This window comes from Sandaracinobacteroides sayramensis, from assembly GCF_022014495.1.
Lineage (GTDB): Bacteria > Pseudomonadota > Alphaproteobacteria > Sphingomonadales > Sphingomonadaceae > Sandaracinobacteroides > Sandaracinobacteroides sayramense.
This window is the reverse complement of the sequence record NZ_JAKLSQ010000007.1, coordinates 166,575-189,796: the sequence shown is the minus strand read 5'-3', so window position 1 is coordinate 189,796 and position 23,222 is coordinate 166,575. Positions and strand designations below refer to the sequence as shown.

General features: G+C 68.6%; 24 protein-coding genes. 9 read left to right on the top strand and 15 right to left on the bottom strand.

The window, feature by feature from the left end:
- Window positions 1-12 precede the first annotated feature (12 nt).
- Entirely contained in the window at window positions 13-642 is a 630-nt protein-coding gene (maiA, locus tag L6Q21_RS06405; RefSeq protein WP_237829856.1) for a maleylacetoacetate isomerase, read from the bottom strand.
- 107 nt (window positions 643-749) lie between these two features.
- On the opposite strand from maiA, the gene L6Q21_RS06400 reads away from it, so the two are divergent.
- From L6Q21_RS06400 to ahpF, 3 genes are all read left to right on the top strand, one after another.
- Complete coding sequence (locus L6Q21_RS06400; protein ID WP_237829855.1) at window positions 750-1,631, top strand: hypothetical protein; 882 nt, start codon at window positions 750-752, stop codon at window positions 1,629-1,631.
- Window positions 1,632-1,884: 253 nt separating this feature from the next.
- On the top strand, window positions 1,885-2,448 hold the full coding sequence (ahpC, locus tag L6Q21_RS06395; protein ID WP_237829854.1) for an alkyl hydroperoxide reductase subunit C: 564 nt from the start codon (window positions 1,885-1,887) through the stop codon (window positions 2,446-2,448).
- A gap of 68 nt (window positions 2,449-2,516) precedes the next feature.
- On the top strand, window positions 2,517-4,100 hold the full coding sequence (gene ahpF / locus L6Q21_RS06390; protein ID WP_237829853.1) for an alkyl hydroperoxide reductase subunit F: 1,584 nt from the start codon (window positions 2,517-2,519) through the stop codon (window positions 4,098-4,100).
- A gap of 13 nt (window positions 4,101-4,113) precedes the next feature.
- Here the strand turns inward: ahpF and L6Q21_RS06385 are convergent, their stop codons facing one another.
- Entirely contained in the window at window positions 4,114-5,043 is a 930-nt protein-coding gene (locus L6Q21_RS06385) for a LysR substrate-binding domain-containing protein (RefSeq protein WP_237829852.1), read from the bottom strand.
- Window positions 5,044-5,130: 87 nt separating this feature from the next.
- Between L6Q21_RS06385 and L6Q21_RS06380 the strand changes: the two genes are divergently transcribed.
- A complete protein-coding gene (locus L6Q21_RS06380) occupies window positions 5,131-5,808 on the top strand; it encodes an FMN-dependent NADH-azoreductase (RefSeq protein WP_237829851.1) in 678 nt (225 codons plus the stop codon).
- Between the two features lie 4 nt (window positions 5,809-5,812).
- On the opposite strand, the gene L6Q21_RS06375 is transcribed toward L6Q21_RS06380, so the two are convergent.
- The 11 genes from L6Q21_RS06375 to plsY all read right to left on the bottom strand — a co-directional run bounded on the left by L6Q21_RS06375 (window position 5,813) and on the right by plsY (window position 16,720).
- Window positions 5,813-6,958, bottom strand: a complete 1,146-nt coding sequence (locus L6Q21_RS06375; protein ID WP_237829849.1) for a GNAT family N-acetyltransferase — start codon at window positions 6,956-6,958, stop codon at window positions 5,813-5,815.
- A gap of 7 nt (window positions 6,959-6,965) precedes the next feature.
- Window positions 6,966-7,427 (bottom strand): RidA family protein, encoded by a 462-nt coding sequence (locus tag L6Q21_RS06370; protein ID WP_237829848.1) that lies wholly within the window; start codon window positions 7,425-7,427, stop codon window positions 6,966-6,968.
- The gene (locus L6Q21_RS06365) at window positions 7,417-8,031 is read right to left on the bottom strand and encodes an HAD family hydrolase (RefSeq protein WP_237829847.1); all 615 of its coding nucleotides are present in this window, start codon (window positions 8,029-8,031) and stop codon (window positions 7,417-7,419) included. The genes L6Q21_RS06370 and L6Q21_RS06365 overlap by 11 nt, the downstream gene beginning before the upstream one ends.
- Window positions 8,028-8,261, bottom strand: a complete 234-nt coding sequence (locus L6Q21_RS06360; protein WP_237829846.1) for a DUF3572 family protein — start codon at window positions 8,259-8,261, stop codon at window positions 8,028-8,030. The genes L6Q21_RS06365 and L6Q21_RS06360 overlap by 4 nt, the downstream gene beginning before the upstream one ends.
- Window positions 8,262-8,303: 42 nt before the next feature.
- Window positions 8,304-9,116, bottom strand: coding sequence for a ferredoxin--NADP reductase (locus tag L6Q21_RS06355; RefSeq protein WP_237829845.1), 813 nt, complete (start codon window positions 9,114-9,116; stop codon window positions 8,304-8,306).
- Window positions 9,117-9,140: 24 nt separating this feature from the next.
- Complete coding sequence (locus L6Q21_RS06350; protein WP_237829844.1) at window positions 9,141-9,569, bottom strand: hypothetical protein; 429 nt, start codon at window positions 9,567-9,569, stop codon at window positions 9,141-9,143.
- 241 nt (window positions 9,570-9,810) lie between these two features.
- Entirely contained in the window at window positions 9,811-9,978 is a 168-nt protein-coding gene (rpmG, locus tag L6Q21_RS06345) for a 50S ribosomal protein L33 (RefSeq protein ID WP_237829843.1), read from the bottom strand.
- A 209-nt stretch (window positions 9,979-10,187) separates the two neighbouring features.
- Window positions 10,188-12,398, bottom strand: a complete 2,211-nt coding sequence (locus L6Q21_RS06340; RefSeq protein ID WP_237829841.1) for a ribonuclease R family protein — start codon at window positions 12,396-12,398, stop codon at window positions 10,188-10,190.
- Window positions 12,399-12,429: 31 nt separating this feature from the next.
- Window positions 12,430-14,964 (bottom strand): type I DNA topoisomerase, encoded by a 2,535-nt coding sequence (topA, locus tag L6Q21_RS06335; protein WP_237829839.1) that lies wholly within the window; start codon window positions 14,962-14,964, stop codon window positions 12,430-12,432.
- 71 nt (window positions 14,965-15,035) lie between these two features.
- The gene (gene dprA / locus L6Q21_RS06330) at window positions 15,036-16,121 is read right to left on the bottom strand and encodes a DNA-processing protein DprA (RefSeq protein WP_237829838.1); all 1,086 of its coding nucleotides are present in this window, start codon (window positions 16,119-16,121) and stop codon (window positions 15,036-15,038) included.
- Window positions 16,118-16,720, bottom strand: coding sequence for a glycerol-3-phosphate 1-O-acyltransferase PlsY (plsY, locus tag L6Q21_RS06325; RefSeq protein ID WP_237829837.1), 603 nt, complete (start codon window positions 16,718-16,720; stop codon window positions 16,118-16,120). Before plsY ends, dprA begins: the two co-directional genes overlap by 4 nt.
- A 211-nt stretch (window positions 16,721-16,931) precedes the next feature.
- Between plsY and L6Q21_RS06320 the strand changes: the two genes are divergently transcribed.
- Entirely contained in the window at window positions 16,932-18,284 is a 1,353-nt protein-coding gene (locus L6Q21_RS06320; RefSeq protein WP_272492458.1) for an acetyl-CoA hydrolase/transferase family protein, read from the top strand.
- On the opposite strand, the gene L6Q21_RS06315 is transcribed toward L6Q21_RS06320, so the two are convergent.
- Together L6Q21_RS06315 and L6Q21_RS06310 are read right to left on the bottom strand one after the other, a co-directional pair.
- Window positions 18,268-18,768 carry a GDYXXLXY domain-containing protein gene (locus L6Q21_RS06315; RefSeq protein WP_237829836.1) on the bottom strand — a complete coding sequence of 167 codons (501 nt, stop codon included), beginning with the start codon at window positions 18,766-18,768 and terminating at the stop codon, window positions 18,268-18,270. The genes L6Q21_RS06320 and L6Q21_RS06315 overlap by 17 nt on opposite strands.
- Window positions 18,765-19,886, bottom strand: coding sequence for a DUF2157 domain-containing protein (locus L6Q21_RS06310; protein ID WP_237829835.1), 1,122 nt, complete (start codon window positions 19,884-19,886; stop codon window positions 18,765-18,767). The genes L6Q21_RS06315 and L6Q21_RS06310 overlap by 4 nt, the downstream gene beginning before the upstream one ends.
- Before the next feature lie 119 nt (window positions 19,887-20,005).
- Between L6Q21_RS06310 and hslV the strand changes: the two genes are divergently transcribed.
- From hslV to L6Q21_RS06290, 4 genes are all read left to right on the top strand, one after another.
- Window positions 20,006-20,548 carry an ATP-dependent protease subunit HslV gene (gene hslV / locus L6Q21_RS06305; protein WP_237829834.1) on the top strand — a complete coding sequence of 181 codons (543 nt, stop codon included), beginning with the start codon at window positions 20,006-20,008 and terminating at the stop codon, window positions 20,546-20,548.
- Window positions 20,548-21,882, top strand: coding sequence for an ATP-dependent protease ATPase subunit HslU (hslU, locus tag L6Q21_RS06300; RefSeq protein WP_237829832.1), 1,335 nt, complete (start codon window positions 20,548-20,550; stop codon window positions 21,880-21,882). Before hslV ends, hslU begins: the two co-directional genes overlap by 1 nt.
- Window positions 21,883-21,956: 74 nt before the next feature.
- Window positions 21,957-22,328, top strand: a complete 372-nt coding sequence (locus L6Q21_RS06295) for a hypothetical protein (RefSeq protein ID WP_237829831.1) — start codon at window positions 21,957-21,959, stop codon at window positions 22,326-22,328.
- Window positions 22,325-23,221 (top strand): sterol desaturase family protein, encoded by an 897-nt coding sequence (locus L6Q21_RS06290; protein ID WP_237829830.1) that lies wholly within the window; start codon window positions 22,325-22,327, stop codon window positions 23,219-23,221. The genes L6Q21_RS06295 and L6Q21_RS06290 overlap by 4 nt, the downstream gene beginning before the upstream one ends.
- Window position 23,222 lies beyond the last annotated feature (1 nt).

Genomic DNA, 23,222 nt, shown 5'->3' with positions numbered 1-23,222 from the left:
GAACAGGGGCCTTCAGTCCGCGTCCGGTTGTGCGTCCGGATGCGCCGCCTGAAAGGCCGGCAGCGCCGAAGCCGCCGCTTCGATCTCCAGGACGCGAGGGAAGGGCTTGAGGTCCACACCGAAGCGCCGGGCGTTGAACAGTTGCGGCACGATCAGGATGTCGGCCAGCGTCGGCTCCGCCCCGAAGGCGAAAGGCCCGGGGTTGCGCCCCACCAGCCCCTCCACCGATTGCAGCCCGCGCGCGACGGTGTCATGCGCCCAGCGCCGCGCCGTTTCGGCGTCGGTCAGCGCCTCCACCCGCTTCAGCACGCCCAGATTCTGCACCGGATGCATGTCCGCGCCGATCGCCAGCGCCACCGCCCGCACCCGCGCCCGCGCCACCGGCTCCTGCGGCAGGAAAGGCTGCTCGGGCCGGGTTTCCTCCAGCCATTCCAGGATCGCCAGCGACTGGGTCAGAAGCGTTCCGTCGTCCAGTTCCAGCCCGGGCAGCAGCCCCTGCGGATTGCGCGCCAGCCACTCGGCCGCCGCCTGCCCGCCCTTGCGCAGGTCGATGGGCACGCTTTCGAAGTCCACCCCTTTCCAGTGAAGGCCGATCCGCACACGCCAGGCCGCGCCCGACCGGAAATAGGTGTAGAGTTTCATGGCCGGACCCTAGCGCGACGCCAGCGCCTTTGCCAGCCGCCAGCCCCCTTGCGGCCCCCTTGCGGCAATGCCCGCCGAGTGGGATTAACGGGGCAAAGGGGGGTGCAATGGCTGGATGGATATCGTCGCGAGCGGGCCCGGCATCGGGCTTCGCATCGGCCCTGGCTCTCTTCCTTGCCCAGCCGCTTTTCGCGCAGGCGGCAGATGCGGCCGAAAGCCGGCTGGCATCGGCCTATGAAGCGCATGAGCTGGAAGACGAATATGAATTCGGTCCGCCGCCGGCCGTCCGCGACCGGCCCTGGAGCATCGCTTTCTGGGCGCCCGTCAACTGGCGTTCCAACCGCGCCCTTGCCGGCAGCGGCAGACAGGCGGGGGTCTCCATGGACCCGGAATGGTCGCTCGCCCGCCGCTGGGGGCAAGGCCGGGTCGCCTTCTTCACCGAAGGCGGCCTGTTCCTATCGGCGATGCTGCCCGACGCGGCGCTCGACACCTCGGGCTGGTGGGGGACGGCGGAAGTCAGCCTCGACAATCCCGCCGCCGGTCTTTCCCCCTATGCCGCCTACGAGCCGCGCGGCATCTACACCCATGTCTTCGGCCGCGAAGTCGTCACCTTCCACAACTTCACGCTGGGCGTTCGCCGCAACTGGGGTGCGACCGCCCTCAACCTCTTCGCCCGCCGGATGCAGGCCGATCGCGCCATCGCCGACCAGTATCAACTCGCTGCCCACGCCCAGCGCAACATCGCCCTCGGGAACGACCTGCTGCTGAACCTGCGCGCCGACGCCGAATGGCGCAGCTTCGACCGCCACGAAGGCGACCGCCGCCGCGATATCCGCGCCCGCGTGCGCACCCGGCTGATCGTGCCGCTCGACTCCGCGGTCGACCTCGCGCTGACCGCCGACGTCCAGCGGCACTGGTCCACCGTCGACCGTTTCCAGTTCACCAACATCGTCATAGGCCCCGCGCTTTCGGCCCACCTGCGGCTCTAGATATTCCCCTTCGTCGCCCCGGGCTTGACCCGGGGTCCGGGTTTCCGGCCGGCGTGGGAAAGAAGCGGGATCCCGGGTCAAGCCCGGGATGACGAAAGATATATCCATTACACCTATCGGCAACCCGGCGCATAGCCACTCTCTCTCATCGTCTGCGTCGATTTGTAACAGGCAGATAATCAATTTGTTCGATGGCGATTCGGGGGGTAGGACGGCGAGGCCCGAACCCACTCATCTGGCAATAGGAGATTTTATGGCCATCATCGGAAGCTCGCTGAAGCCCTTCACCTCGCAAGCCTTCAAGGAAGGCAAGTTCGTTCCCGTGACCGAGGCCGACGTGCTCGGCAAATGGGCGATCTTCTTCTTCTACCCGGCCGACTTCACCTTCGTCTGCCCGACCGAACTGGAAGACATGGCCGACCTTTACGGCGAGTTCCAGAAGCTCGGCGTGGAAATCTATTCGGTCTCGACCGACACGCACTTCAGCCACAAGGCCTGGCATGAAACCTCGCCGGCCGTCGGCAAGATCAACTACTTCATGCTGGGCGACCAGTCGGGGCAGATCACCAACAACTTCGGCGTGATGCGCGAAGGCGCCGGCCTTGCCGACCGCGCGACCTTCCTGGTCGATCCCGACGGCGTGATCCAATATGTGGAAATCACCTCGGAAGGCGTAGGCCGCAACGCCGCCGAACTGCTGCGCAAGGTGAAGGCGGCCGCCTATGTCCGCGCGCATCCGGGCGAAGTCTGCCCGGCGAAGTGGGAAGAAGGCGAGAAGACGCTGGCCCCCTCGCTGGACCTCGTCGGCAAGATCTGAGCCGAAACCGACGGAAGCCCGCCGCGGGGAAAGCGGCGGGCGACCGCACCCTATTTCAGGAGACCCCCATGCTCGACGCCAATCTCACGGCCCAACTGAAGGCCTATCTCGAGAAGCTGACGCTTCCGATCGAGCTTCTGGCCTCGCTGGACGACGGCGCCAAGTCCGCCGAGCTGGCCGAGCTGCTGGGCGAGATCGCCGCCCTGTCGGACAAGGTCTCCTACGCCCGCACCGACGACGACGCCCGCCGGCCGAGCTTCCTCATCCGCCGCGTGGGAACGGACATCGGTGTCCGCTTCGCCGGCCTGCCGATGGGCCATGAATTCACCTCGCTGGTGCTGGCGCTGCTGCAGGTGGGCGGCCACCCCAGCCGCGAGGCGCAGGACGTGATCGAGCAGGTGCAAGGGCTGGAGGGCGACTTCCACTTCGAAACCTATTTCTCCCTCTCCTGCCAGAACTGCCCGGATGTGGTGCAGGCGCTGAACCTGATGGCCGTGCTGAACCCGCGCATCCGCCACACGGCGATCGACGGCGCGTTGTTCCAGGCCGAAGTGGACGAGCGCAAGGTGATGGCGGTGCCGACCGTGTTCCTGAACGGCGAGCCCTTCGCCAATGGCCGGATGGACATGGCGCAGATCGCGGCCAAGCTGGACAGCAACGCCCATGCGAAGGCCGCCGCGAAGATCGCCGGCAAGTCCGCCTTCGACGTGCTGGTGGTGGGCGGTGGCCCGGCCGGCTCGGCGGCGGCCGTCTATGCCGCGCGCAAGGGCATCCGCACGGGTGTCGCCGCCGAACGCTTCGGCGGGCAGCTGCACGACACGCTGGGGATCGAGAACTTCATCTCGGTGGAATACACCGAGGGGCCGAAGCTGGCCGCGAGCCTTGAAGCGCATGTGAAGTCGAACGACGTGGACATCATGGGCCTGCAGAAGGCCGTGGCGCTGGTGCCGGCGGAAACGCCGGGCGGGCTGGTGGAAGTGAAGCTGGAAAATGGCGCCAGCCTGAAGAGCCGCACGGTGATCCTGTCGACCGGCGCCCGCTGGCGGCGGCTGGGGGTGCCCGGCGAAGAGCAATATATGACGAAGGGCGTGGCCTTCTGCCCGCACTGCGACGGGCCGCTGTTCAAGGGCAAGCGGGTGGCGGTGGTGGGCGGCGGGAACTCCGGCGTGGAAGCGGCGATCGATCTCGCCGGGCTGGTCGCGCATGTGACGCTGGTGGAGTTCGACGCGCAGCTCAGGGCCGACGAGGTGCTGCAAAGGAAGCTGCGCAGCCTGCCGAACGTCACCGTGCTGACCTCCGCGCAAACGACGGAAATCACCGGCGACGGCGAGAAGGTGAACGGCCTCGTCTACAAGAGCCGGGCGGACGACAGCGTGCACCATGTCGAGCTGGAAGGCGTGTTCGTGCAGATCGGGCTGGTGCCCAACACCGAATGGCTGAAGGGCACGGTGGAGCTTTCGAAATATGGCGAGATCGTAACCAACGCGCGCGGGGAAACGAATGTGCCCGGCGTGTTCGCGGCCGGCGATTGCACGACGGTGCCCTACAAGCAGATCGTGATCGCTATGGGCGAAGGTTCGAAGGCAGCGCTGTCGGCGTTCGACTATATGATCCGACTGCCGGACGCGGAGGCCGAAGCGATCGCCGCCTGAGGCCGGGCCGGTTTTACCCCTCCCCCTGCGGGAGGGGTTTCGGCCCCGAAAGGCGGCGCAGCCAGTCCATCACCGCGCGCACATCTTCGCACGCCGCATTTTCCGCCGTGGTGAGCAGGTGATAGCGCTCTCCCTCCAGAACCGGCCCGAAGGGGTTCGTCAGGAGCCCGCGCTGCAACTGCTCCTCCAGCAGCACGAGGCTTGAAATCGCCGCGCCCTGGCCGGCGATAGCGGCGTCCACTGCGTGATTCTCGTCGGTGAAGCGCAGGCCTTTCCGGCTGTCGATCCCGGAAAGGCCGGCTTTGCGCAACCATGTGGGCCAATCCGGCTGCCAGTCCGCCCGCCGCCATTCCGAATGGATCAGCGGAACCCTCGCCAGATCGGTGGGGCCGGAGACGGCGAGGAGCGGATTGCAGACCAAGCCGAAGCGTTCCTGTGAGAGCGGCTCGGACAGCAGGCCGGGATAGTGGCCGCCGCCGTAGCGCACGGCGACATCGGCCACCCCCGCATGCAGGTCGACCACATCGTCCGAAGCATGAAGGCGCAATTCGAACTGCGGGTAGCGCAGGCGGAAGTCGGCGAGCGCTGGCACCAGCCGGCGGGCGGTGAAGAAGGCGGTGGCGGTGAGCGTGACCGCCTGCCGCCGGCTTCGCGGGTAAAGATCGGCAATGGCGCGCTCGAAGGAATCGAGGCCGTCCCTCAAGGCCGGGAAAAGCTGCGCGCCCGCGCCTGTCAGGGATATGCGCCGGATATGGCGATCGAACAGGGAAAGGCCCAGCACGCTTTCCAGCAGGCGAATCTGGTGGCTGATGGCGGTCGGCGTGACTGCAAGCTCTTCCGCCGCCTTTCGGAAGCTCAGGTGGCGGGCGGCGGCCTCGAAGGCGCGAAGCGCCGCCAGCGGGGGCAGGTTGCGGCGCCTTATGGATGAATCAGGCTTGTCCATCGGTTGAGATATTCGCCTTTGTCACACTTTCCACGCCTCCCCATGATGGCCGCCGAAAGATGAGTCTCAGTATTTCATGGAGTGGCTATGGCAGATTTTCGCATCCTGCACATCGATTCCAGCGCCCGCAGGGGCGTTTCCGGAGAGCAGCGGCACGGGTCGCACAGCCGCAGGCTGACGCGGCGCTTCGTGGAACGCTGGCTTGCGGCGCGGCCGGAGGACGAACTGGTCTATCGCGATGTCGGCGGCCAGCCGCCATCGCCCGTGGACCATGACTGGATCGCCGCCGCCTTCACGCCGCCCGAAGCGCGCGGAGCGGATGCGAAAGCGCGGCTGCTAGAAAGCGACCGGCTGACGGCGGAACTGCTCGCCGCCGACCTGATCGTCATCGGTGCGCCGATGTACAATTTCGGTGTTCCAGCGCAACTGAAGGCCTGGATCGACAATGTGGTGCGCGTTGGGCTCACCTTCGGTTTCGACCGGGCGCGCGAAGGCGAGCCCTATTGGCCGATGCTGCCCGAAGGGAAAAGGCTGGTGATCCTCTCGGCCCGCGGCGATCATGGCTATGATCCGGGCGGGCGGCTGGAAGCCAGCAATCTGGTGGAAGCCGGCATCCGGGTGCCGATGGCCTATATCGGCCTCACGCAATCCCATGGCCTCGCCATCGAATATGACGAGTTCGCGGACCAACGGCTGGCCGGGTCCATCGCCGCCGCCGAAGAGGGCGTGGACCGGTTGGTGGACCGGCTGCTGGCCGCCGGGTGAATGGTCAGGCGGATTCGCCGGCGCGGAACGGAAGTTGCGCCGCCAGCGCCAGCGCTTCCGCCTGCATCGCCGAGCGTTCCTGCGCCAGATAGTCCTCGACCGCGTCGCGGAAGCGCCGGTCCTCGATATGGTGCATCGAGCGGGTGAGGACCGGGCGGTAGCCGCGCGCCAGCTTGTGGGCGCCTTGCGCGCCGGCCTCCACCCGCGTCAGGCCATGCGCGCAGGCGATGTCGATTGCCTGATGGTAGCAAAGCTCGAAATGCAGGAAGGGGATGTCCTCTGTCGCCCCCCATTGCCGGCCGTAAAGGCAGTCCGCGCCCAGGAAGTTGAGGGCGCCGGCGACATAACGGCCGGCGCGGCGGGCCATCACCAACAGGATGCGCTCGGCCATGCGTTCGCCGATCAGGCTGAAGAACCGGCGGGTGAGATAGGGGCGGCCCCATTTGCGGCTGCCAGTGTCCTGGTAGAAAGCCCAGAAGGAATCCCACGCGGCTTCGTTCAGGTCGCTGCCGGTCAGCCAGTCTATGCCGTCTATGGCGGAAAGCGCGGCTTCGCGTTCCTTGCGCAGATCCTTGCGCTTGCGCGAGCTGAGGGCACCGAGAAACTCGCCGAAGCCGCGCCAGCCGCCGTCGTTCAGCCAATGATATTGGATGTCGTTGCGCTCCAGCCAGCCGGCGGCTTCGAAGGTGGCGGCGTCGGCGTCGGTCAGGAAGGTGGCATGGGCGCTGGAAAGCCGGTTCTGGCGGACGAGGGTTTCGCTGGCCGCCACCAGCAGGGCGCGGGTTTCCGGGTCTTTCGCCAGCAGTTTCGGCGCGGTGGCGGGGGTGAAGGGGGTGGCGTGCTGCAGCTTCGGATAATAGGGCAGGCCGGCCCGCTGCCAGGCGTCCGCCCAGCCATGGTCGAAGACATATTCGCCCTGGCTGTGGCTCTTCAGATAGCCGGGCAGGATGCCGGACAACTCCCCGCCCGCGCCATGGGTGACGATGTGCAGCGGGCGCCAGCCGGCTTCGGCCGTGGCGCTGCCGCTGTCTTCCAGACTGGTGATGAACGCGTGCGAGGCGAAGGGGTTTTCGCCGCCGGCAAGCCTGTCCCAGTCGGCGGCGGCGATATTGCCCGCCGCGCCGATCAGGCGGGCTTCGGCCTCCGCCACGCCGGCCTCAGCGAAGCTGGATGACCGCGTCCACCTCGACGGCCACGCCGCGCGGCAGGGCCGGCACGCCGACGGCGGCGCGGGCGTGCCGGCCGGCGTCGCCCAGCACCTTCACGAACAGGTCGGAGGCGCCGTTCGCCACTTCCGGCTGCTCGGCGAAATCGGGGGTGCATTGCACGAACACGCCCAGCTTCACGATCCGCTCGACCCGGCCGAAGCTGCCGCCGAGCGCCGCCTTCACCTGCGCCAGGATCATCAGCCCGCAGCGCTCGGCCGCGGCCTTGCCCTGCTCGACGCTGAAATCCTCGCCCAGCCGGCCCTTGATGAGGCTGCCGTCGGCGGCGAAGCTGATCTGCCCGGAGACATAGAGCATATTGTCCGCCTCGACCGTCGGCACATAGGAGGCGACCGGGGCGGCGGCGGCCGGCAGTTCCAGGCCCAGTTCCGTCAGTCTGTCCTCAACGCCCATCTGTCTGCCCTTCCATCCAGTTCATGATCCATGGCTCGGCATCCGCCCAGCGGTCGATGCGCGCATGCGCATCCGGCGCGGCCGGAATCAAACCCCCCAGCGCCGCATCGGCGACCATGTGCAGCCGGCCGACTTCGGGCGCATGCTGGGCGGCGCTCCGGTGGTGCGGCGGCAGGTCGTCCACGAAGACCGCCCGGCGCTCGCCCGCCAGTTCCTTCACCCGGCGCCCCTTGGGGCCGTCGTTCGCGTGCACCGGCACGTCGAGGCCCAGCGCCTTCAGCCGCTCCAGCCTGATATCGCGGAAGGCGGCGGGAATGTTGGTGAGGACGACGAGGTCCATATGCCGCCGCAGGCCGGTCAGGGCGCGGATGGCGTCCTCGGCCGGATCCTGCAGATGCTGGCCCTCGGCGAAGAAACCGTCCAGCAGGCCCGGGAATTCGGCCTTGTCGACGGCGCTGCCGTCTTTCAGGTGCCGCATGTTGCCGACGAGGGCGAAGCTGTCGAACTTCAGCTCCACCTCGCGCGAATCGCGCAGCCAGCGGGCGAAGGGCCTGGCGAATTCCAGGATCACCTCGTCGCAATCGAGTATCAGCAGCGGCTTCACGGCCGGCGCCCCAGCAGCTTTTCGGGCGGCACGCCCAGTTGAGCCGCCACCCGCATCAGGTCCGGCTCATGGCCCCCAAGGAAATCGGCGACGGCTTGCGCCATGTCGGCGCTGCCGGCGCGGGCGCGGATGGTGTCGCCGTCATAGCCGGTCAGCGCCAGGAAGCGGTCGCGCAGATCGTCCTCGGCGATGATGGCGGCCAGTGCCTGGAGAGCCAGCGTCGAATCCATGCGGCCTCCCTAGCGCATCGGGGCGATGCGCCGGAAGGGGGTTCAGCCGACGAAGGCGCGCTCCACCGCATAATGGCCGGGCTGGGCGTTGGAGCCTTCGCGGAAACCCAGATCGTCGAGCAGCGCCTTGGTTTCCTTCAGCATCGCCATGGAGCCGCAGAGCATCAGCCGGTCCGTTTCCGGGTCCAGGCGCCGCTCGCCGCTGGTGCCGTCGAACAGGCGGCCGCTTTCGATCAGGGCGGGGATCCGGCCCATGGTGTGGAAGGTCTCGCGCGTGACGGTGGGGATGTAGCTCAGCTTGCTCAGCGCCAGGTCGCGCACCAGCGGGTCGTCGGCCAGATGCGATTCCAGTTCCCGCCGGTAGGCGAGGTCGGCGATCGAGCGCACCGAATGCACGAGGACGGCATGGTCGAACCGCTCCCAGGTGTCGGGCTCGCGCAGCACCGAGAGGAAGGGGGCGATCCCGGTGCCGGTGGACAGCAGGAACAGCCGGCGGCCGGGCTCCAGCGCGTCCAGCACCAGCGTGCCGGTGGGCTTGCGGCCGAGGAAGATCTCGTCCCCCGGCACGATGTGCTGGAGCTTCGAGGTCAGCGGACCATCCGAAAGCTTGATCGAATGGAATTCCAATTCCTCGTCCCAGCTCGGGGAAACGATGGAATAGGGGCGCAGGATGGGGCGCTCAGGCCCGGGCAGGCCGATCATCACGAACTCGCCGGCGCGGAAGCGGAAACTGGACGGCCGCGTGGTGCGGAAGCTGAAGACGAAGTCGCTCCAGTGGTGCACGCTCGTCACCTGCTCGACGGTCAGGCTGTCGGAAGGGGGCAGCAGTTTGGCGTTGGTTGCGCGGTTGCTCATGCGTTTGTCGGTCCGTTCGGTGGGTCAGTGGGTGAGGCGCACGGGCGCCAGTCTTGCGGTAGAGAGATGCGCGACGATTTCCAGCATCAGGTTCAACATGGGACCTATAGCAATGGGTTTCACCATCAACTCTATGGTGGCGAGAGCCCTCGGCGCGCGGTCCTCCGCCATGTCGATCCAGAGCGTCAGCATCAGCGCCTCGGCCTCCGTGATGCGCGGCTTCGCCATCTGCCCGAAGCGCATGGGCTGGTTGCCTTCGCGGTGCAGCAGCCGCATCAGCCGGTGGAAGCGGTCCGCCAGCGGCGGCGCCTCCGCCTCGGCCAGCACCTGCGCCACGCCCTGGCGCGGGCAGCGGCGGGCGGCGATCGCCAGCACCCAGGCGCGCATCGCCGTCACCAGCAGCCGGCTGCCCGGATCGAGCGCGTCTGTCGGTCGGTCGAGAAGGCTGTACATGCAGGGCCCCGCGCTGGCGGCAGGCGCGACCCGCCTGCGATTCGCCTGCAATATGCGGTCGCGCGGAAGTTCATGCAATCAATAATCATTCGCATAAAAGGAAAGATAATCTTGCCCGAAACGCAATTTGGCCATGGCCCGGAAGGCCATAGCCAAAGTTCGAACCGGCGGATGCCCGGGTTGCAATGCCTTCGCCCGGACGGACCCGGGCATCGGGCGCGAAGGCGTTGCCGCCTTCGGCTTATTTGATCTTCGCTTCCTTGAACTCGACGTGCTTACGCGCGACGGGGTCATATTTGCGGAACGAGAGCTTTTCGGTCTTCGTGCGCGGGTTCTTCTTGGTCACATAATAGTAACCCGTCTCCGCGGTGCTCACGAGCTTGATCTTGACCGTCGTCGGCTTCGCCATCTTGTCCTCGAAACGATGAATAAGGCCCGTGAGCGGAACACCCCGGGAAAGGGCGCGCCTCTAAGGCAGAATCACCCTTTGCGTCAAGTCCGGCTGGCCTGTGGGCTGTGCGCCGGTTCGAATCCGCCCCAACCACGCGTCGCCCCGGGCTTGACCCGGGGATTGGGTGGAGCCGCCGGCTTCAGATTAGAAGCGAGGCGCTGCCTGGCCTATCGCTTTCTTCCGCGCCGGACGCCGGGCGGGGGGCCGCCGCGCTTCTGGCGCGGGCCGCCCCGACCGTCGCGGCGGAAGCGGGGGCCACGGTCCACGGCTTCCACCCCGGGGATGGAAAAGCGCAGGCTGCCGGTGACGGGGTCGGCTTCCTCCAGCCTCAGGTCCAGCTTCTGCCCCTGGCTGTAGCGGGTGCCGCTTTCGGCGCCTTCCAGATAGCGCCCGGCCTCGTCGAAACGGAAACGCTCGTCGCCCAGCGCGCCGACCGGCACCAGCCCGTCGCCGCCGATGTCCTCGACGGCGGCGAAGAAGCCGAAGGCCTGCACGCCGGAAATCCGGGCGCGCACCACCTGCCCGACGTGATTCGCCAAATGCCGGGCGATGTAGCGGTCCAGTGTCTCGCGCTCGGCCTCCATGGCGCGGCGCTCAGTGAAGCTGATATGCTCGCCGATGGCGGGAAAGCGCTGCTCGGCGCCGTCCGCCAGCCCGCCTTCGCCCAGCCTGCAGGCGCTCACCAGCGAGCGGTGCACCAGCACGTCTGAATAGCGGCGGATGGGGGAGGTGAAATGCGCGTAGCTTTGCAGGGCAAGCCCGAAGTGGCCGGTGCTGCGCGGGGCGTAATAAGCCTGCGTCTGGCTGCGGAGCACCGCTTCGGAGATTTCGGTGAGGTCGGTGCGCTCGCGGCTGCGCTCCAGCACGCGGTTGAAGGTGGCGGGCGTCACCACCTGCCCCAGCGCGAAGCTGATGCCCAGCGTGCCGAGATATTCCTTCAGGCTGGCCAGTTTCTCCCGGTCGGGGGCTTCGTGGCAGCGGTACATGACCGGCGCCTTCTTCTCTTCCAGCGCCTTCGCCGCCGCGACATTGGCGGCGATCATCATTTCCTCGATCACCCGGTGCGCGTCAAGCCGCTCGCGCACGGCGATTCCGGCGACGCGGCCCTCGGCATCCAGCACCACGCGCTTTTCCGGCAGTTCGAGGTCCAGTGGCGCGCGCGCGTCCCGCGCCTTCATCAGCGCCCGCCAGCAGCCCCACAGCGGCTCCAGCACAGGGGCCTTCAGCGGGCTGTCGGCGCGGCCGTCCATCACCGCCTGCGCCGCCTCATAGGCGAGATTCTCCGCCACGCGGATCCGGGCGCGGTGGAAGCTCCAGCGATTCAGCTCGCCCGTGGCGGTGATGTGCAGGGTGGCGGCCAGCACCGCCTTGTCGCTGCCGGCCTTCAGGCTGCAGGCGCCGGCCGACAGCGCCTCGGGCAGCATCGGCACCACCTTGACGGGGAAATAGACGCTGTTGCCCCGGTCGAAGGCGCTGCGGTCCAGCGCCGATCCGGGGCGGACATACCAGCTGACGTCGGCGATGGCGACGAGCAGGCGCCAGCCATCCCCCTCCGGCTCGGCCCAGACGGCGTCGTCATGGTCGCGGGCGTCGGCCGGGTCGATGGTGATGAAGGGAACCGGGGTCCAGTCCTCGCGCGGGCCGAGCGGGGAAGCGCCGGAGCGTTCGGCCTCCTCCTCCACGCCGTGCGGGAATTCGTCGGGGATGCCCTTGGCGGCGATGGCGATGTCGCTGAGCGACGTGCCGGAGAAGGGGTCGCCCAGCCGGGAGACGACATGCGCCGCCGTGCGGGCGCCGGAACCTTTCAGTTCGGCGCGCACCAGTTCGCCCGGCTGCACCTCGCTCGCATGGTGGATGGGCCAGGTGCGGCGCTCGCGCTTGTCGATGGATTTCAGGATCAGCCCGGCGCGGGCGTCCTTTGCCACCACGCCCATCAGCAGCGCATGGCCGCGCGACAGCTTCTTGATGACGGTGCCGAGATAGCGCGGCGCCTCGCCCTCGATCCGGGTGAGGATGCGGTCGCCGACCTCGTGGCGTTCCCGCCGGCCGGCGACGCGGCCGCGGCCCGTGCCCGTGCCGATCAGCACCTTGGGCAGGGTGCCTTCGCCCTCCCACTTCTCGGGCGTCGCCAGCACGCGGGCGCCGTCCGCCGAAACGACCGTCAGCACCGCCACGCGCGGCAGGCCGCCGGCCTGGTGCACGGAACGGCCAGGTCCGCCGGCCAGCAGCCCTTCCTCCTCCATCTCGCGCAGAAGCTGCTTCAGCGCGTCGCGCTCCTCACCCTTCAGCCCGAAGGCACGGGCGATTTCCCGCTTGCCGACAGAAGACGGCGTCTGCCGGATGAAGGCCAGAATGGCCTCCCTGTCCGGCATACTCATGCCGGACAGAACTCAAGCAGGTCGGGCAAACTCAAGCGGAAGCTTTCTTCTTGGGCGCAGCCTTCTTCGCCGCCGGCTTCTTGGCGGCAGGCTTTTTCGCCGGCGCCTTCTTCTTGCCCTTGGCCGGCGCGCGGGCGGCGCGTTCGGCCAGCAGTTCCACCGCCTGCTCCAGCGTCACCGCCTTCGGGTCGCCGCCCTTGGGCACATTGGCGTTGACCGAACCGTCGGTGATGTAGGGGCCGAAGCGGCCGTTCAGCACCTTCACCTCCACGCCGGTTTCCGGGTGGGCGCCCAGCACCGCCAGCGGCTCGGCCGGGGTGCGCGCGCCGCGCCCGCCCTTGGGCTCGGCCAGCTTCACCACCGCCGCGTTCATGCCCATCTCGAACAGGTCGGACGTGTCCTTCAGGTTCGCATATTTGCCGTCGTGCAGCAGATAGGGGCCGTAGCGGCCGAGGTTGGCGACGATCGGCAGGCCGCTTTCCGGGTGCAGGCCGATCTCGCGCGGCAGGCTCAGCAGCTTCAGTGCCATCGCCAGGTCGAGATTGTCGACGTCGCGCGGGATGCTGCTGCGCTTCTCGCCCGATTGCACGTAACGGCCGAAGCGGCCGCTCTTCACTTCCACGGGCAGGCCGGTGGCCGGATCGTCGCCCAGCGACTGCGGGCCGGTATCTTCGCCATTGGCCCCGGCGAACTGCCGCGTGTAGCGGCATTCGGGGTAGTTGGAGCAGGAGATGAAGGGGCCGAACTTGCCCACCTTCAGCGCCAGCCGGCCGTCGCCGCAGCCGGGGCACTGGCGCGGGTCGCCGCCATCGGCGCGGGGCGGGAACAGGTGCGGGGCCAGATATTCGTCCAGCGCCTTTTCCACGTCCCACGGCTTCTGGCCCAGCACATCGTCGGCGCGGGGTTTGAAGTCGGCCCAGAAGTCGCGCAGCACCTCCAGATAGGCGGCCTCGCCGGCCGAGATGTCGTCCAGCTTGCCTTCGAGGCCGGCGGTGAAATCATATTCGACATAGCGCTCGAAGAAGCGTTCGAGGAAGGCGGTCACCAGCCGCCCCTTCTCCTGCGGGCGGAAGCGCTTCTGCTCCAGCAACACATAATCCCGGTCCTTCAGCACCTGGATGATGGAGGCGTAGGTGGAAGGCCGGCCAATGCCGAGTTCTTCCATCCGCTTCACCAGGCTGGCTTCCGAATAGCGCGGCGGCGGCTGGGTGAAATGCTGGTCGGCCTTCACTTCTTCCGTCGCCGGCTTGTCGCCCACCATCAGCTTCGGCAGCCGGCCGCCTTCCTCGTCGTCCAGCCCGTCGTCCTGCCCCTCGGTGTAGAGCGTCAGGAAGCCGGGGAAGACGACGACGGTGCCGGTCGCGCGCAGTTCCACCTGCCCGTCTTCCGAGACGAGATCGACCGCCGTGCGCTCAAGCTGGGCGGAGGCCATCTGCGAAGCGACGGCGCGGGTCCAGATGAGGTCGTAGAGCTTCCCCTCCATGTCCGACAGGCCGAGCGTGCGGGCGGATCTCGCGAAGTCGGTCGGGCGGATCGCCTCATGCGCTTCCTGCGCGTTCTTCGCCCTCGAGGTGTAGTGGCGCGGCTTCTCCGGCACATAGTCGCGGCCGTAGCGCTCCATCACCATGTCGCGGGCGCGGCCGATGGCGGACCCGTCCATGGAGACGCCGTCCGTCCGCATATAGGTGATGTGCCCGGCCTCGTAGAGCGTCTGCGCGGTGCGCATCGTCTGCTGCGCGCCGAGGCCGAGCTTGCGCGACGCTTCCTGCTGCAGCGTTGACGTGGTGAAGGGCGGCGCGGGGTTGCGCACCGCATTCTTCACATCGACGGCGCCGACCGAGAAGCTCGCGGTTTCGACGCGCGCCTTCGCTGCCTCGGCGGACGCCTTGTCGGGCAGCGCGAACTTGTCGAGCTTCCGGCCGTCCAGCACGGTCAGTTTCGCGTGGAAGGCCACGCCGTTCGCGCTCTTCAGCCCGGCTTCCACCGTCCAATATTCGCGCGGGGTGAAAGCCTCGATCTCCCGCTCGCGCTCGACGATGAGGCGCAGCGCGACCGACTGCACGCGGCCGGCGCTCTTGGCGCCCGGCAGCTTGCGCCAGAGCACCGGGGAAAGGGTGAAGCCCACCAGATAGTCGAGCGCGCGGCGGGCGAGATAGGCGTCCACCAGCGGCTGGTCGATGTCGCGCGGGTTCGCCATCGCCGTCTTCACCGCATCCCTGGTGATGGCGTTGAAGGTGATTCGCGAAATGCCGCCCGCCGGCACCGCCTTCTTGGCGGCCAGAAGCTCGGCCAGATGCCAGCTGATCGCCTCGCCCTCGCGGTCGGGGTCGGTCGCCAGCACGATGCGGTCGGCCTGCTTCGCCGCGTCGGTGATCGCCTTCAACTGCTTGGAACGGTCCGACGAGACCTCCCAGCGCATGGCGAAATCCTGCTCGGGGTCGACGCTGCCGTCGCTTGCGGGCAAGTCGCGCACATGGCCGAAACTTGCCAGCACCTTGGCGCCGCCGCCCAGATAGCCTTCGATAGTGCGGGCCTTGGCCGGCGACTCGACGATGACCAGATCCATCAACCGTCCTTCCTTGGGGCGCGGCCCATAGCCCCGCTCCGCACGCAAACGCAACCTAGGGGCAGCCCGGGCTAGGCAGCCCGGGCGACCTTCCCGCCGGCCAGCCTTATCACTTGGCCATCGATTTCCAGATCGGCAAGCCTTGCCTGCACGGCGGAGGCGGAAAGGCCCGACGCCCGCACCAGTTCGTCGAGGCTGACGCCGCTGGTGGAGAGCAGGTGGAGGAAAGCCTCCTCGCCCGGCGGATTGCCGACCGGCTTCGGGGCGAGGCGCGGCGCAACCGGCTTGCGGGGGCGCGGTTCGGGCCGGGCGATCACCGCGAAGGGTGAAAGCGCCGCCAGCGCGTCGGCGGCGCTTTCCACCAGCGTCGCGCCGTCGCGGATGAGGCCGTTGCCGCCGCGCGAGCGCGGGTCGGCCGGATGGCCGGGAACGGCCATCACCTCGCGCCCCGCTTCTCCCGCCAGCCTGGCGGTGATGAGGCTGCCGGAGCCGGGGGCGGCCTCGATCAGCAGCGTGCCGCGCGCCACTCCGGCGATCAGCCGGTTGCGGCGGGGGAAGTGGCGGGCCTGCGGCTCGGTTCCGGGCGGCAGCTCGGAAAGCAGGAGGCCGGCGGCGGCGATCTCCGCCTGCAGGCCGGCGTTTTCCGGCGGGTAGGCGATGTCCACCCCGCCCGCCACGCAGGCGATGGTGCCGGTCGCAAGCGCGCCGCGATGCGCCTCGGAATCGATCCCGCGCGCCAGCCCGGAGGCGACGACCCAGCCGGCTTCGCCGAGGCCATGGGCGATCTCCCGCGCCAGCGCCCGGCCGGCAGCGCTGGCGTTGCGCGCGCCGACAATCGCCACCACCGGCCGCGCGGCGAACCCCACGTCGCCCAGCGCCAGCAGCAGCGGCGGCGGGTCCGCCAGCGCGGCAAGCAGCGGGGGGTAATCGGCGTCGCCCAGCAGCACATGCCGGGCGCCGACGCGTTCGGCCTTTTCGATCTCCGCCGCCGCCACCCCTTCAGGCGCTAGACGCTTGCCCTGGCCCTCCAGCGTGTCGCAGGCGGCTCCGGCGCTGCCGTGCGCGGCCAGCAATTGCCCGAAGCCCACCGGACCGATGCCGTCGGTGCGCGCCAGCCGGATCCGCGCCAGCCGCTCGGGGGCGGAAAGGGGGCTCACCCAGCGGAATCGGGTTTGGAACGGCCGATCTTCGGCTCGGTGCCGTCGCGCAGGCGGGCGATGTTGGCGCGGTGCGTGAACAGCACCCAAAGCGACAGCAGGGCAACGACGAGCCCGGCATAGGGCCGTTCCACCAGGCCCAGCACGATGGCCGCCGCGAAGCCCGCCGCCATGCCGCCGACGGAGGAGATGCGGGTGAGAAGCGCTACCCCCACCCAGGCGGCGGCGAAGCCGAGCGCGGCCCAGATGGAAAAGCCGAGCGAAATGCCCAGCAGCGTCGCCACGCCCTTGCCGCCCCGGAACTTCAGCCAGACCGGATGCACATGGCCGGCAAAGGCGCCGACGGCCGCCGCCAGCGCCGCCCATTCGCCGCCGTAACGCGCCGCCAGCCAGACGGCGAGCGCGCCCTTGCCCGCGTCCAGCAGCAGGGTCGCCGCCGCCACGCCCTTCTTCCCCGTGCGCAGCACGTTGGTGGCGCCGATATTGCCCGAGCCGATCGAGCGTATGTCCCCGCCGCCCGACAGCCGCGTCAGGATCAGGCCGAAGGGGATGGAGCCCAGAAGATAGCCGACGAACAGCCAGAGAAGCGGGTGTGTCACGCGCGAAAGCCTAGCCTGAGGGCCGGGGTGCTGCAACCGGGCTGCGGCTTCGGGTCGGCATCAGGTCTCCACCCCCCGTCACCCCGGGTCAAGCCCGGGGTGACGAAGGCCTAGGCGGGTAGCGTGGCATAGACTTTCGTCCGGCTTGGCAGCTTTGCGCTTCCGCGCTTCGCCGCTTCCCGCCTAAGGGCGGCGACTGCCCATGAACCCGATGCAAAGGAAGAGCCTGCAAATGGTGGACCATGTCGCTGCCTATCGTGATCGCCTGATGTCGGCCGCCGAGGCGGTCGGGCTGGTGGCATCCGGCGCGAAGGTGGCGATGGCGCTAGGCGCCGGAGCGCCGCCCGCCATCCTGCAAGCGCTGGCCGAAAGAGCGCGCAGCGGAGGCGGGCTTCACGACGTGCGGCTCTACTACATGCTCTCCACCGCGGTCGCCGCCAGGACGGTTCTGGCCGCCGACCTGAACGACATCCTGCGCCCGGTTTCCATCTTCCATTCCGGCGTGGAACGGGCGCTGGATGCGGAGCGGCTGAAGGCGCAGGCGCCGGCGGTGGATTTCATTCCCGCCGCCTTCCAGCATGTGCCCCGGCTGCTGTGCGAGCATGTGGGGGTGGACACGCTGATCGCCACCGTTTCGCCGATGGACGCGGACGGCTGGTTCAGCCTCGGCACCAACGCCGATTACGCCCATGCCGTCACCCGCTCGGGCGCGAAGCTGATCCTGGAGGTGAACCGCCACATGCCCTTCGTGCGCGGCGAATGCTTGGTGCATGTCTCGCAGGTGGCGGCGCTGGTGGAGCATGACGCGCCGCTTCTGGAATTGCCGCAGGCGGAGCGGACGGAGACGGACGACAGGATCGGCGCCATCATCGCCGGGCTGATCGACGATGGCGCCTGTTTGCAGATGGGCATCGGCGCGCTGCCGGACGCCGTCTGCGAGCGGCTGGCGGGCCACCGGCATCTGGGCATCCACACCGAGATGATGACCTCCGGGCTGGCGCGGCTGGTGGCGAGCGGTGTAGTCGACAACAGCCGCAAGCGCATGCATGCCGGCAAGACCATCTACACCTTCGCGCTGGGCGACGGCTTCCTCTACGACTTCCTGCGGACAAGCCCCGATGTCGAGGCGCATCCGGTGGAATATGTGAACGATCCGGCGGTGATCGCCAGGAACGACGGCGTGGTGTCGGTGAACGCCACGGTGCAGATCGACCTGCACGGCGCCTGCAATTCGGAACATATCCGCGGCCGCCAGTTCAGCGCCACCGGCGGGCAGCTGGATTTCGTGCGCGGCGCCTATGCCTCGAAGGGCGGGCGCTCGATCCTCGCCTGCCATTCGACGGCCGCGGGCGGCAAGATTTCGCGGATCGTGCCGGTGCTGGAAGGGCCGGTGACGACGCCCCGCACCGACACCCATATCGTCGTCACCGAATATGGCTGGGCGGACCTGAAGGGGAAGACGCTGGCCGAGCGCGCCCATGCGCTGATCGGCCTTGCCCACCCGGACTTCCGGGAGGGGCTGGAGCGGGACGCGGTAGCGGCCGGCGTTATCGGCCGCCGCTGACCGGCACGATCCGGCGGTTGACGAGGCGCCCGTCCGGCCCGAGGGCGGCCACCACCTGCATCGGGCCTTCGCGCAACTGCGCCTCCAGAATGGGCGCGCTGCTTTCGGAGACGAAGAGCCGGCTGCTGAACGCCGCCGTGCCGGCGGGAAAGCTGGCGCTGATCTGCATGTCGCTGGCGCGCGGGCTGACGCGGGCCGAACATTCCATGCCGGGGGTTTCGACGGTGGCGATCACCCGGCCATCCTCGCGGCCGAGGCAGAGGTTGCAGTCGAGCGCGTCGACGCAGGCCCTACCGTTTCCGCGCAGTTCCCAATCATAGGCGAAGCGGATGTAATGGCCGCGCAGCGGGTCGCGCGGGTCGTAGCCGCGGATCGGGATATGCCATTCGTCGGCGCTCGAAAGGTTGGACTGGTGGCGCCAGATGCCATGCCCCAGAACGAGGAAGGGCAAGGCGAGGGCGGCGGCGAGCAGGGCCTTCTTCATGCGTCCGCCTTCCGCTTGCTGACGATCCGGTGCCAGAGGTAGCTCAGCCCCACCAGCAGCAGGCCGCCCAGCACCAGCCCGCCGCCGGTGGCGGCGAGCGAGCCGAACAATTCGATGTAGATGATGAAGATTCGGATGGCGATCGCCGCGATGGCGACGGCGAACAGGCTGTTCAGCCCGGTGCGCGCCGCCCCTTGCGCCACCCAGCCCCACATGCCGACGAAGGCGAGGAGACCGACGAGGCGGCTGGCGATCCCGTCCGGGTGGGGGACGGCCAGCGCCAGCGCGAAGGCGGCGACCGGGCCGATGAGGATAGGCAGCAGGAGCGGGCGGGGAAAGTCCGACGCCGGCTGGCGCCCGAGCCAGAGCGCCGCGAGGCTGGCGCCCGCGGGCAGGATCAGCCTGAGCGCATTGTCCGCCGCCTGCGATGCGGTGATGTTGGAGGCCCAGGCGAAATGCGCGATGCTGGCGCCGGCGAGGATGGCGACGAGGCCGGCTTCCCGGAGCGCCATGCGGAACCCCGGGCCATTGCCCAGCGGCCGCATGGAAAGCAGCAGCAGCAGCGCCGGCACGGCCATGGCGGCGCCCTGCGCCAGCCACCAGAGGCCGCGATCGTCCACCGTCTCGGCCCCCATGATCGCCGGGCCGAGCAGCGCCATCGCCGCGAAGAGGATGCCGGTCAGCCGCGTGGTGCCGCCGAGCAGCAGCGCTGGGCCGGCGATCGCCAGCCAGAGGATGAGCGCATGCCAGATGTGGCCGGTCAGTTGATAGACCTGCGCCTGCAAGGCGATGCCCGCCAGCGCCAGCCCGGCGAAGGCGAACAGCAAGCCTTCCGCGAGCTTGCGCCGGCCCTGCCCGCGCGCCCACAAATGGCCCGCCGCGACCGCGGCCAGCGCCAGCATATGGGCGGAAAGCTTCAGCCAGTCGGGGATGCGATCCCAGTTGGCGGAAACGAGGAGGAGGATTCCCAGCAGCAGCGCCAGCAGCCCGAGCCCGGCCATCGCCCACAGGGCGACGGGCCGGCGATCGGCGCTTTCATGGGCCAGTATCCTGTCGGCGGTCGGCCGGTCGATAAGGCCGGCTTCCACCCAGCTTTCCAGCCGGCGTTCCAGAGACATGCCCCCTTGTGGCGCGGCGACGGCCACCCGGCAAGCCCTTCCATCCGGCTTCCGGCTTCCTACATCGCATGCGACGAGGCCCGCCGGGCGCGGGCCGATGGAAAGGCAATTCTTCCGATATGAGCAATCCCGAAAGCTGGCATGGCACGACGATTCTGGGCGTGCGCAAGGGCGGCAAGGTGGTGGTGGCCGGCGACGGGCAGGTGTCGCTGGGGCAGACGGTGATCAAGCCGAATGCGAAGAAGGTCCGCCGGCTGGGCGCCGACGGCAAGGTGGTGGGCGGCTTCGCGGGCTCCACCGCCGACGCCTTCACCCTGTTCGAGCGGCTGGAAGCCAAGCTGGAGCGTTTCCCCGGCCAACTCACCCGCGCCTGCGTCGAGCTGGCGAAGGACTGGCGGCAGGACCGTTACCTGCGCCGGCTGGAGGCGATGATGATCGTCGCCGACGCCGACACCATGCTGATCCTGACCGGCACCGGCGACGTGCTGGAGCCGACGGACGGCGTCGCCGCCATCGGCTCGGGCGGCAATTACGCGCTGGCCGCCGCCCGGGCGCTGATCGACACCGACGCCGACGCCGAGGCCGTCGCCCGCAAGGCGATGGGAATCGCCGCCGACATCTGCGTCTACACCAACAACAATCTGACCGTGGAAACCCTCTGATGGACGCCATCGCCAATCCCGAAGCCGCCGGCTTCGACACCCTGACCCCCAAGGCCATCGTCGCCTCCCTCGACCGCCACATCGTCGGCCAGCAGGAGGCGAAGAAGGCGGTCGCCGTCGCGCTTCGCAACCGCTGGCGGCGGCAGCAGTTGAGCGCCGAACTGCGCGACGAAGTGACTCCGAAGAACATCCTGATGATCGGGCCGACGGGCTGCGGGAAAACCGAAATCTCCCGCCGGCTGGCGAAGCTTGCCGACGCACCCTTCCTGAAGATCGAGGCGACCAAGTTCACCGAGGTCGGCTATGTCGGCCGCGACGTGGATTCGATCATCCGCGACCTGGTGGAGGAATCGATCCGCTTGACGCGCGACCTGAAGCGCGCCTCCGTCCGCGAGGCGGCGGAGAAGGCGGCGCTCGACCGGCTGCTGGACGCGCTGGTGGGCAAGGACGCGAGCGAGGCGACCCGCCTCGCCTTCCGCGACCGCATCTTCGACGGCCAGTTGAAGGGCCGCGAGGTCGACATCGAGGTGGAGGATTCGGGCTCGGGCCTGCCGTTCGAGATTCCGGGCATGCCGCCGGGGCAGGTCGGCATGATCAACCTCGGCGACATGTTGAAGAACATGGGGCCGAAGCGCACCAAGCGCCGCAAGATGCCGGTGGAAGACGCCTGGGAACTGCTGGTGAACGAGGAGAGCGACAAGCGCCTCGACACCGACGACCTGACGCGCGAGGCGGTGAAGAATGCCGAGGCGAACGGCATCGTCTTCCTGGACGAGGTGGACAAGATCGCCGTGTCCGACGTGCGCGGCGGCAGCGTTTCCCGCGAGGGCGTGCAGCGCGACCTGCTGCCGCTGATCGAGGGGACGACGGTCGCCACCAAATATGGGCCGGTGAAGACCGACCATATCCTGTTCATCGCCTCCGGCGCCTTCCATGTGGCGAAGCCCGCCGACCTGCTGCCCGAGCTTCAGGGCCGGCTGCCGATCCGGGTGGAGCTAAAGGGGCTTTCGAAGGCGGATTTCGTGCGGATCCTCTCCGACACGGAGGCCTCGTTGACGCGGCAGTATGTGGCGCTGATGGGCACGGAAGGGGTGGAGCTGAGCTTCACGCCGGACGGGATCGAGGCGATCGCCGACATCGCCGCGCAGGTGAACGACCGGGTGGAGAATATCGGCGCCCGGCGGTTGCAGACGGTGATGGAGAAGCTGCTGGAGGAGCTGAGCTTCGAAGCGGCCGACGGCGGCCCGCGCGCGCTGGTGGTGGACGCCGCCTATGTGGAAAAGCAACTGGCCCCCATTGCGCGCGACAACGACCTGTCGAAGTTCATTCTCTGACTTTTGTGGGAGGCGGCGCGCGCCGCTTCCCATTCCACGCTTGGAAAATGCGCTTTATTGGCTAGCATCATGCCATGATGCTGGCCCTTTCCATATTGGCGGTGCTGCTTCTGACCGGCGCGGTCTGGGCGATGGGCTTTCGCGGCCGCCCGGCGCTGGATGAAGCCGCTGCCCGCGACGAGGCGGAAGGGCGGCTGGCCGGCTTTCGCGCCGGCGAAGTGGCGCTGGCCGATTCCGGCCGTGGCGCAGTGCTGCGGGGGCTGGACGGCAGTTTCGCGCTGCTGCTGCCTTTCGGCGATAGCTGGCTGAGCCGCCGGCTTCCGCCCGAGACGCCGCTGGACTGGCGGGACGGCTCGCTGAACGTGCGGCTGGCCGAGCCGATGCTGGCCGAAGCGCACCTGCCGCTGGCGCAGCCGCCGCTCTGGCTGCGGGAGGCGCGGCCGTGAAGCTTCCCGACCCCGTGCAATATGCCATTCCGGCCTTCGTCGCGCTGATATTGCTGGAAATGTGGCTGACGAAGCGGCGCGGCGTCGGGCGTTACGACTGGCGCGACGCCGGCACCTCGCTCACCATGGGGCTGGGCAGCACGGTGGCCGGCGCGCTGACGGCGGGCGCGGTTCTGGCGCTGTCGCTCTGGGTGTGGGAACATCGGCTGCTGGACGTGCCCTGGGCGTGGTGGGCGTTCGCGCTCTGCTTCGTGCTGGACGATCTCGCTTATTATGCCTTCCATCGCACGGCGCACCGCGTGCGCTGGTTCTGGGCCAGCCATGTGATCCACCACTCCTCGCAGCATTATAATCTGACGACCGCCCTGCGGCAGACATGGACCGGCTTCTTCAGCCTGAGCTTCCTGTTCAGCCTGCCCCTGTTCCTGATCGGCTTCCCGCCGGCGATGGTGTTCTTCTGCTCGGCGCTGAACCTCATCTATCAGTTCTGGATCCACACCGAGCAGATCGGCCGCATGCCGCGGTGGTTCGAAGCGGTGATGAACACGCCTTCGCACCACCGCGTGCACCATGCGGTGAACCCGCGCTATCTGGACCGCAACTTCGCCGGCGTCTTCATCGTCTGGGACAAGCTGTTCGGCACGTTCGAGGCCGAGCGCGACGACGACCGGCCGCGCTATGGAATCGTGAAAGCGCTGCCCAGCTTCAATCCCTTGTGGGCAGCCTTCCACGAATGGGTGGCGATCGCGAAGGATGCGGCTTCCGCCCGCTCCCCGCGCGAGCTATGGGGTCGGCTGTTCGGCCCGCCCGGCTGGCAGCCGGGCGAAGGGGCGGAAACCTCGGACGTGATCCGCGCCCGCTGGGAGGCGGCGACAACTGGTAAGGAAGGCTGAG